Origin of the sequence: Amycolatopsis sp. NPDC059021 (assembly GCF_042739895.1) — a bacterium.
Lineage (GTDB): Bacteria > Actinomycetota > Actinomycetes > Mycobacteriales > Pseudonocardiaceae > Amycolatopsis.
In genome coordinates this window covers 107,219-117,000 of record NZ_JBHYIQ010000023.1, presented here as the reverse complement: position 1 = coordinate 117,000, position 9,782 = coordinate 107,219, and the positions used below count along the sequence as shown (strand labels likewise).

Annotated in this window: 8 protein-coding genes; 2 read left to right on the top strand and 6 right to left on the bottom strand. The window is 66.9% G+C overall.

Annotation, left to right across the window (positions count from 1 at the left end):
• The first annotated feature begins 214 nt into the window (after window positions 1-214).
• Window positions 215-1,399, top strand: coding sequence for a lipase family protein (locus ACFWX1_RS16590; protein WP_378388088.1), 1,185 nt, complete (start codon window positions 215-217; stop codon window positions 1,397-1,399).
• Between the two features lie 109 nt (window positions 1,400-1,508).
• Here ACFWX1_RS16590 and ACFWX1_RS16585 read toward each other — a convergent pair whose 3' ends face one another.
• The 6 genes from ACFWX1_RS16585 to ACFWX1_RS16560 all read right to left on the bottom strand — a co-directional run bounded on the left by ACFWX1_RS16585 (window position 1,509) and on the right by ACFWX1_RS16560 (window position 7,006).
• The gene (locus ACFWX1_RS16585; RefSeq protein WP_378388086.1) at window positions 1,509-2,474 is read right to left on the bottom strand and encodes a PDR/VanB family oxidoreductase; all 966 of its coding nucleotides are present in this window, start codon (window positions 2,472-2,474) and stop codon (window positions 1,509-1,511) included.
• 201 nt (window positions 2,475-2,675) lie between these two features.
• Entirely contained in the window at window positions 2,676-3,515 is an 840-nt protein-coding gene (locus tag ACFWX1_RS16580; RefSeq protein WP_378388084.1) for a helix-turn-helix domain-containing protein, read from the bottom strand.
• A 105-nt stretch (window positions 3,516-3,620) separates the two neighbouring features.
• Window positions 3,621-4,454, bottom strand: coding sequence for a hypothetical protein (locus ACFWX1_RS16575; RefSeq protein ID WP_378388082.1), 834 nt, complete (start codon window positions 4,452-4,454; stop codon window positions 3,621-3,623).
• Between the two features lie 17 nt (window positions 4,455-4,471).
• On the bottom strand, window positions 4,472-5,176 hold the full coding sequence (locus ACFWX1_RS16570; protein ID WP_378388080.1) for a helix-turn-helix domain-containing protein: 705 nt from the start codon (window positions 5,174-5,176) through the stop codon (window positions 4,472-4,474).
• A gap of 84 nt (window positions 5,177-5,260) precedes the next feature.
• A complete protein-coding gene (locus ACFWX1_RS16565; protein WP_378388078.1) occupies window positions 5,261-5,980 on the bottom strand; it encodes a YcnI family protein in 720 nt (239 codons plus the stop codon).
• 717 nt (window positions 5,981-6,697) lie between these two features.
• Window positions 6,698-7,006 carry a hypothetical protein gene (locus tag ACFWX1_RS16560; RefSeq protein WP_378388076.1) on the bottom strand — a complete coding sequence of 103 codons (309 nt, stop codon included), beginning with the start codon at window positions 7,004-7,006 and terminating at the stop codon, window positions 6,698-6,700.
• A gap of 390 nt (window positions 7,007-7,396) precedes the next feature.
• Here ACFWX1_RS16560 and ACFWX1_RS16555 point away from each other — a divergent pair, with 390 nt between their 5' ends.
• Window positions 7,397-9,649, top strand: a complete 2,253-nt coding sequence (locus ACFWX1_RS16555) for a copper oxidase (RefSeq protein ID WP_378388074.1) — start codon at window positions 7,397-7,399, stop codon at window positions 9,647-9,649.
• Window positions 9,650-9,782 lie beyond the last annotated feature (133 nt).

The following is a 9,782-nucleotide window of genomic DNA, read 5'->3' as shown; positions in this document are numbered from 1 at the left end:
ACTCACTCACTGCGCGCGCCAACACCTAAGTCTGCTCGACTGTGAGCTCTGCGGTTCCGCTCCCCCACACCACCCCCCCCCACCCCCCCCACCACACCACTGTCGCCGATCGGCGACGGTGAAGAACGCTCGCTCCACAGTGGCCAGACACTGATCGGCGTTCCTCACTGTCCACACCAGACAGTGAGGAACGCCGACGCGAGAAAGGGAAACGATGCTCAGATCTTTCCGGCGGGTCACACTCGTGGCGGCGCTCGTGGCCGGTGTGGCGACGGGCGCGACCACCATCGCGGCGTCGGCGTCGCCGATTTCGCCCGGGAACTCGATCCTGCCCGTGACCGCGCCGTCGCACGTGCTCGCGGACGGGCCGGGGTCGGTGATCAGTACCGCTCCGCTGCCGGTCGACAAATGGGTTCCGGGCTCGGGCGACGCGTTCGTCGTCACCTATCGTTCGACCGGCGTCGGCGGGGAACTGGCGACGGTGAGCGGATCGGTGTTCCTGCCGAAGGGACAGGCACCGCCGGGTGGCTGGCCGGTGGTGTCCTGGGCACACGGCACGACCGGGCTGGGCGACGGGTGCGCACCCTCCGTCGAGGGCCCGAGCCCGCGCACCCGCGACTACCTCGCCGCGTGGCTGGCGCAGGGCTACGCGATCGTGGCCACCGACTACCTCGGACTGGGCACCCCGGGCGTGCACCCGTATCTCGACGGCCGCATCGCCGCGTACGGCGTGGTCGACATGGTGCGTGCGGCGCGCTCGATCGTCTCGGCACTGTCGGACCGCTGGGTCGTGGTGGGGCAGTCGCAAGGGGGCCACGCCACGATGTTCACCGCGAACCTGGCCACCCGGTACGCGCCCGAACTCGACTTCCGCGGCGCGGTGGCCACCGGCGTCCCGGCCAATCTCCAGGGGCTGGTCCCCGCGATCGGCCCCGCGTTTCCGCCCACGCTGCTCGGCGCGGAAATGAAGAGCTACATCGCCTACATCCTGGCCGGGCTGCGGGCCGCTCGTCCCGACTTCGACCTGCGTTCCTACCTCACCCCGCTCGGCGAATCCGTCCTCACCGACGCGGAAACCCTGTGCGGCACGGAAATGGCCAAGCGCATGGCCGACGTCGGCCTGGGCGAGATGTTCACCCGGCAACTCGGCGAACCCTTCCGCCAAGCCTGGGACGCGATCTACACCATCCCGGCCACCGGCTACGACCGGCCGTTCTTCATCGCCCAAGGCGACAAGGACACCGTGGCGTTCCCGTTCCTGACGAAAAGACTGGTCGACGACCTGGCCGCCAACGGGCAGCCCTGCACCTACCGGACCTACCCGGCCGACCACGGCGGCACGCCGGTCGCCGCGCTGCCGGACACCACCGCCTTCGTCCGCACCCTGTTCGCGGCGTGACCCGGCACGGCGGCCGAACACCCCGGCCGTGTCCTCAATGGACTGTGCGGTGCCGAGCCTGGGGTACCTGGCGAAGACACACTATCAATCACGAAGTGCGGCTGGAGTACTAGAGGTCCAGGAGGAGCCGACGTCCGCACGCACGGGACACACAGATCATCATCGTGTCGTTCGCAGCCCGTTCTTCCTCGGTGAGCACCGAGTCCCGGTGCTCGGGGACACCCTCGAGCACCGCCGTCTCGCACGTTCCGCAGACGCCTTCCTGACAGGAGGATGGCACGAGCACTCCGGCGTCCTCGAGTGCCTCGAGGATCGAGCGGCCGGCCGGCACCGTCAGCGTGATCCCCGAGCGCGCGAGTTCGAGGTCGAAACTGGTGCCGGGGCCGTTGCCTTCCCGGGGTGAGAACCGCTCCAGGTGCAGGTCGACGGAGGACCGCACCGCGTGGCACCGCTCGGCATCGGCCAGCAGGGCTTCGGGTCCGCAGCAGTACACACTGGTGCCGTCGGGCGCGTCGGCGAACAGTTCCGACAGCTCGGGCAGGCCGGTTTCCGCACGCGGGCAGATGGTCACGCGATCCCCGTACTTTTGGCCGAGTTCCTCATGGAATGCCATTGACGAGCGCGTGCGCCCGCCGTACATCAGCCGCCATTCGGCACCCGACTCGTCCACGGCCGCGATCATCGGGACGATAGGTGTTATTCCGATGCCGCCCGCGATGAACAGATACCGCTTCGCGGCCACGAGCGGGAAATGGTTACGCGGCCCACGGATCCGGACCAGATCGCCGGCGCGGAGGTCGTCGTGCACGAACTCGGAGCCGCCCCGGCCGGCACGTTCACGGAGCACGGCCACCTGCAGCGTGGAACGATCGCCGGGATTCCCGCAGAGCGAGTACTGCCGCACCAGGCCGGGGCGGAGCACGAGGTCGACGTGCGCGCCGGGCCGCCACGGCGGCAACGGCTCTCCTCCGGGGTGCCGGAAGGTCAGCTGGACCACGTCGTCCGCGATTGTTTCCTTGCGTGCCAACAGAACCTCGAGGTCGATTTCGGTCTGGGCAAGTGAGTTGACGGTCATGACTCTCCCGCTCGTCCATATCGTTCCAGGAGAAGTAAAACCTCTTGCCAAAACAGGTGAGTGACTCGAATGTCACTTCCCTGTATCGCGATTCTCACGTTGCTCGGTTGATCCGGTGAGATTCTCGATGGTGGTGAAGGCAAATACCTTCCATTTTCGGGGAAATAATACCATAAAGCGCGATGCTCGCACATGCCGCGCTCAGCCGAGCGTGAACCGGAACGAAACCCGGCCGAGGTCGCTGCGTGACCACAGGCGGAGTATCGCGTAATGGTCCCGGGGCCAGACACACACGACGACGTTGAGTCCACGGGCGAACTGGGCCATCAGGTGCCGGAGGAACTCGCCTGCCTGGTCCGCGTCGAACGGTCCCTGCTGGGCCTGGAAGAACATCGTGCCGCGCGTCGACATCGCGAGGAGGACGTTGACGTCGCCGAAGTAGTCGCGGAAACCGGTCATCAGGTTCTGTCCGCTCGTGACCGGGCCAGGCCCGGAATCCTGCGGCTGGCGCGGTCTGGTCCAGGCGACCCAGACCGCGTCGGCGTCGCTCAGCCATTCGTCGCCGCGTATCGGCGTGCGCTGGCGGGGTGCGATCTCGGTGACGCGGCCGCGCATCAGGTCCAGTAGCCGTGATTCCTCGATCAGCCCCCAGCGGACCAGGTACTGCGAAACCGTCGTGGTGCTGATCAGGACGCCGAACTCCCGGTTGATCAGCTCGGCGATCGCCTGCCGGTTCCACAGGCGATGCGGCAGGCCGTGACGGTCCGGACGACCATCCACAATGGTCCGTACCGTCCAGGCCTGCTGGGCGGGGGTGAGGGCGTACTGCTCCCCGGGACGCCGGCCTCGCCGTTTCGGGCGGAACGCCTCGTCGCCCAGGCGCTGATAGGACGACACCCAGGCCCCGACCGTCTTTCTGGACACTCCGAGAAGACGCGCGACAGCGGCTCGGGTGCCCCCTGCCTCGACTGCCGCGACGGCACGTCGGCGGAGCTCTTCCAAGGCTTCCGCGGACAGGCTCCGTGCGTCACTACCGGCCATGTTCAAGCCCCGAATTGTGGCGAAAATCCGGTTCGCGCCGGATATCTTCGCGTAAACGAATCGTCACCGGTGACCGCTGGATCCGGCGGGTTCGTTACCGCTCGATTAACGGGATCGGTGTCGCGGGCTCAATGCGCACCTGCGTACGAAAAACGCGCTGACAATGCTGAGCGAGATGAGTGCGGCCAGTGCGGCGGGGAAGAGTTCGTCCTCCTTCACCGGCAGCGTCTCCGCGGAGCCGATGACGGGACGCGACGGCGCCGAGGCCGCCGCCAGCGCCGGGATTTCGGGCGAGCCCGGCACACCACCGGTGGTCATCGGGAACAGGGCGGCGCCCGGCGTCGGCTCCGTCGGCAGCGAGCCGAAGACCGCGCCGGCGGGCCCCGCGTCCGGCCGCGGCAGACGCAAACCGCCTCCGGCCGTGACCGCTCCGCCGGCGGCCGGGTTCCCGCCGTCACCACCACCAGGTCCGGCGGGTGCGGGAACAGGGGGAGTGGTCCCGTCCGGGAGCGGCGGGCGCGCGGCGCGGAGCAGGATGACGCACACCGAGGCGAGCGTGTTCCGCACGGCGGAGCCGAGCTGCCGGAGTACCGGGCCCAGCACCGAGATGTCGCCGAGCCGTGCGATGACCGCATCGGCGATCCGGGTTCCCGTGACCTCGGCCCGTCCATCGGGCACGGTGCCGATCGGGATGGGAGCCGTGCTCGCCCACGCCGTGCGAAAGGCGGGCGTCAGCAGGCCGAGCGGATCCAGCTCCGCGAGCGCTCGCACCACCGGTTCGGCCACCGACGCCGGGTCCAGCAGGACCGGTTGTCCCGGCGTGCCCTCGACGGTGCTCGAACAATGCGGTGCGGTCACGGGTTCGGCCGCGGCTATCGGGGCGTCGATCAGGCAAATCAGTGTCACCGCGCTCACGGCGAGAAAATGTCGTCCTCGCATGTGACTTCCTCTCCGGTTCAGTTCGACCAGCATCCGGTCAAGGCCGCATGAGCGTCGGGCCACTCTCGGGCGAGCAGCCGGACTTCCCGGGAGAGTTGCACCCGTAACCGCCTTCTGAACTCGATGAGTGCGTCCGGGGTGAACGGCCGTTCCCCGGCGAGGAAATGCAACAGGCCACGCTCGCTGAGCGCGACCAGTGCGTGGCCGTGACCGGCTTCGGTCGCCGATCGAGGATGAGTCCAGGTCACCAGGAGCGCACCGGGTGGGCAGTCACACCACCGCGTGAACACGCCCTCCCTCCTGATCAGCTCCCAGCGAATCAGGTAGTGGTCGATCGTGGATCCCGCGAGCGAGACGCCGAACTCGCGGCGGATCAGGTCCGTGACCGCTCTCCGTGTCCACAGTAGATAGGGAAGCCCGAGGTCGTCGGGTGGTCCACTCGCGATGACGGTGAGTATCCGGGTCTGTTGCGGCCTGGAAAGCGCGAGGCGCTCACCAGCCCGCCGGCCGCGCGTCTGCGGACGGAGAGCGGGCTCGCCACCGGTCCGGTAGGTGCGCACCCAGCTGCCGACCGCCTTTCTCGACACCCCGAACGAGCGTGCCACCTGAGTCTGCGAAACGCCGGACCGGACGGCGGCGACCGCCTGCCGCCTGAGCTGCTCCAACTCGTCCACAGCCAGGCTCCTGGCATCGACCGTGCCCGATCGCCGCTGAGTGTTCACCTGTGCCACCCCTTTTGGTTCTCGGGCACCGCCGGGTACCCGTACGACGGTCTGCTCGGCCTGTCGAAGACAGCGGTGGCGCGGCTACGATCGCGTGACGTCCGGTTCCCCTGCCACGTCGGTCATCCGCGCCTCGTGCACCGGACGCCTTCGCAGGATTGCCGCGGCCGCGGCTGCGAACCCGGCGGCGAGACCGGCACCTCCGAGCATGCGCGCCGGTGTGTCCGAAGTGGACCTATCCGGTGTTGTCACGGCGGTCTGCGGCACCACCGTGACGGTGGGTGCGGGGTGCGCCGGCTCGGGCTGTCCTTGGCGTACGGGATCGGACCAGAGAATCGTCCGGCCGTCGGAATAGGTTTGCCGGACGACGAAGCCGAGCGTGCCCGAGCCGGGCATCTTCGCGATCCGGACCGGGAAGTCCTCGAACGTTCCGGCCGGTATGACACCGCTTTCCCACACGATCGACGACACCGTGCCATCGGTCATCTCGTCGGCGTGGGCGGATTCGGCCCGCTGAGTGGTCGTCTGCTTCCGCACTTCGATCTTCCAGCCCGGCAGTGTCCGGGGGACCACGGAGCCAAGCGGATGGTCGGCGGGGAAGGTCACCTCGAGGCGTGTGGTGGTCACGTCGTCGCGTTCGCTGGGCACTCGGAAGGAGAGCACTGCCGGAACCCCTGCCGGAGTGCTGTCCGGACTGACCGAGATGTGGGCGGAGGCGATGGGCTGACAGGCGAACGTAGTGGCCGCACCGGTGAACACGACCACCGTGATGCGACGGGACCACCGGGAACGCGGTGCTCGCATGACTGTCCTTTCTCGAGCTTGCCGGCACACCAGGGCGGGTAATCGCCGAGTAACGACCGGGACACCGAGCGGAACCGGATTCGAACAATAAAGCGAACATGTGTAATCGGCTGGTTACGCGTCCGTTGCCTGTTTATTGCAGGAAGGAGCCCCAGGATTTTCACGGCTGTGACTTTCGGGGAAAACGACACGGCGCACCGTATGCCGACCCGGCTAAGGTAACACACGGCGACTCGTAGTGGTGATCCATTTTGGCGGGGTTTGAGCACTTCACCGCCGTGATACTCGCTCCGTTCACTCGATCGGTCGAGTAACATATTTGCGTCGAGGAGCATCATCCGGGCTACGGGAGGTGTTCCGGGTGCCACTGTAACCACAATTGTCGAGGGTGCGTGCGCACGCTGGGGATATGTCGAAAAATCTCATGTTTCGCCGAGATGAAGGAAAATGTTCGGCAGTGCGGTGAGGCTGCCCGGCGTGCTCTGGTCAGCTTTCCTCCTGTCGTGCCATGATGACCGTCCGCTGGAACAATTTCCGTACGAGCGTCCGAGGGAAAGGTGTGAAAAATCGACCCGTGTCCACTGATGGAGTTCGGCGGCCGCCGATGAGGGCCGCGCCTGGCAAAGTCGCGACGTACGGGGCGGCTCTGCTGGCAGCGGTGTCGTGTGTCTGGTCTTTGGGAGTCGTGCTGAGGGGAATGGCCGGCGACTCCGGAATTCAGGTGGCCGAGGTCCTGGTGCCGCCGCCCGCCGCCGGGCCGCCCGCCGAGAACGCCGGCCCGGTGTCGCCGGCGAATCCGGTTCCCGTCGCGCCATCCGGCCCGATTCCGGTGAGCGCTTTCCCGCCCGTCACGACAGGTGCGGGGCGCGCTATCGACGCCCCGGCCGGTGCGCCGCCGTCCACAACGCCGAGCTCGCCGATCCGTGAAAGTCCTCCTGTGTCAACGGAATCACCGTCGCCGCCCGTGTCGTCCACGCCGTCCGGCCCCTCGCGGCCACCCGTGCCGCCGGACCCCACGTACCCCACGGACCCCACGGTGCCACCGGCCCCCGCCCCGGCGGACCCTGTCCCGCCACCCGCTCCCGCGCCCCTCTGCACGCCGGACGACGTGGTCTCCTCTCTGCTCTGCACGGTGCTCAAGCTCCTCGCCGGCAACTGAGAAACATTTAATGAAGCCCCTTCTTCGACAATTATCTCCACTTGTCTCACCGTCGGATTTTGCGCGAGGAAAATAGATTTCATCACCTCGTAACAAGCCTTGGTCTCGCGTTGACCGGGGTTCGTGATTCACTTTCCTTCGTTCGGTCAAGCGCTGTCGATGCCTGGCCTCCCCGTCATAAGAGAGAAAGGAAATCCATGTCCGCTCCAGCTCCGCCGGGAATCCCGGTGAGGCGAACACGATTCAAGGTGGTGGCCGTGTTGGCCGCCATCACGATCGGTGCCTCGGCGGTGGCCGCGGCGCCGGCCACGGCCCAGCAGCCGATCGGCGTCGGCCCGGTGCCGATCACCTTCCACCTCAGGGACGACAACGGCAAATGGTTCGACTCCGGGCTCAACCTGTTCGGTGACCAGTCGCTGGCCGTGGCGGAGATGCCGCGGCTCGGCACGCTGGGCGGCCTGAAGACCGGTGGCGAGCTGGCCAGCCTGCTCAATTCCGATCTCGGTGGCGCGCTGAACAATCTGGTGCGCAACGTCCTCGGGCAGGTACCGCTGCTGGGCGCGCTCGGCACCCAGCTCTGGAAGGCGCTGAACCTCGACAACACCTTGTCCGCGGTCCAGTCGATCGGAGCGTCCAACCCGGCGGCGATGCCCGCGGCCACCAAGGCCGCGGGGCTGCTCGGCCAGTTCGCCGAGAAGCTCGCCGTGCTCCCGGCGGACCAGCCGATCAACCTCAACTCCCTGCCGGTCGGCCTCGACCTGCAGGGCGCGCTGAACGATCTGGCGAAGTTCGCGGTCAAGGGCCCGCCCGTGACGGTGAACTTCGTGGTGGACCCGAAGGAATCCACCGGCATCCGTGACCCGATGGGCCTGATCGCTCCCGCGGGTGCGCAGAACTTCCCCTACGAGAACCCCGCGGGCGCGTTCTTCGGCGAGCGGTCGATCCAGCTGACCGAGCCGGGCCTGTACGCGTTCACCGACATGGTCACGCCGTACATGCTGGGCGCGGTGGTGGTCGACGACCCGCTCACCATCGGCCTCGACTTCGGGAAGAGCATCCAGGTCAACTCGCGGAACCTCGTGGTGCCGTCGAATTCCGACATCGTCAACCGGTTGGTGAACACGTTCTTCAACATCACCAACCCGAGGAACTGGCAGCAGTACAAGGCGGATTCGGAGAACTCGTTCGACGCGTTCCAGCCGCCGGTGCCGATCCTGCAGTACGACGCCGCCGGTAACCCCGTGCTGATCCCGAACCTCGACGCCTACTTCGACAAGAAGTTCTCGTATCCGAAGACGTTGCCGAAGGGGAACCAGCCCCCGGCGACGCCGGGCGTCGGGGAAGTGTGGATCGACACCGAAGTGGAGGAATGGAACGGCAAGGACAAGGTCGGTTCCGCCACGAAGGTCGACGTAGGCAACTGGACAGTCGACCGGAAGATCGGCGCACCGTCGATCAACATGAACAATCCGCACAACATGTGGACCGACAAGGACTACAAGTACCTGTACCAGACCGAATGGTTTGCCGACAAGGTGGACGTGTTCGACCGCCAGACCGGTCAGTTCATCCGGACCACGCAGGTCGGGCACAACCCCGCGCACGTGATGACCGAACCCGGTAGCGACAAGCTCGTCATCGGCATCAACGCCGGGAACGAGATCGTCGAGCTGGCCCCGGGCGGTACCAATGTGCTCCGCAAGATCTCGGTCAGCCCGACCGGCGAGGTACGGCACCCGCACGCGCACTGGACCAGTTCCGACGGCAAGACGGTGGTCACGCCGAACGTCCTGACCAACAACGCGTCGGTGATCGACATGCCGACGGGGACGGTCAAAACCGAGCCCACCGGGCAGTTCCCGATCGCGAGCAGCATGACACCGGATTCGTCGAAGTTCTACACCGCGGACTTCCTCGGCGAGTCGATCACCTGTGTCTCGCTGGCGGCGAACGCCTGCGACGACAACGGGAAGAAGGTGCACAGCAAATCGATCGACCTGTGGGCGAACTACAGCCCGCAGAACGGTCCGAAGAGCGGTGCTCCGTTCGGTGGCCTCACCATCCAGCTGCCGGTGACCCCGGACGGTAAGGCGCTTCTCGCGGCGAACGTGCTGTCACAGACGGTTTCGGTCGTCGACCCGAAGACCGACAAGGTCATCAAGGACCTGCCGTGCTCGGCGGGCTGCCACGGCATCAACTTCGGTGCCAAGAAGGGCGGTGGCTACTACGGCTACGTGTCGAACAAGTTCGCCAACGTCATGCAGGTCATCGACGTCGACCCGAACAACGACGGCGACATCTCCGACGCGAAGGTGGCGGGCCAGCTGATGCTGGATCCGGTCGCGACGACCAAAATGGACGGTTCGATCGCCGGCAAGGCGGGCTACGGCGGCCAGGGTGTGCTGCCGATCCCGCTGGTCTACAACGGCTGGGCCCAGCAGAACCAGGGTAGCTGGCGGAACCAGCTGACCTGTCAGCAGCTCAATCCCATCACCCCGTCGGCCTGCTAGCCCGACGGACCGGCAGATCGTGGCCCTGGACCGGGTACCTGCCCCCGGCCCCGGGCCCGCCGCCCCGACTGTATAAAACCCCCCCCCCCAAAAAACCAAAACCCCGGGCGGGGAAAGAATGGAAACACACCGC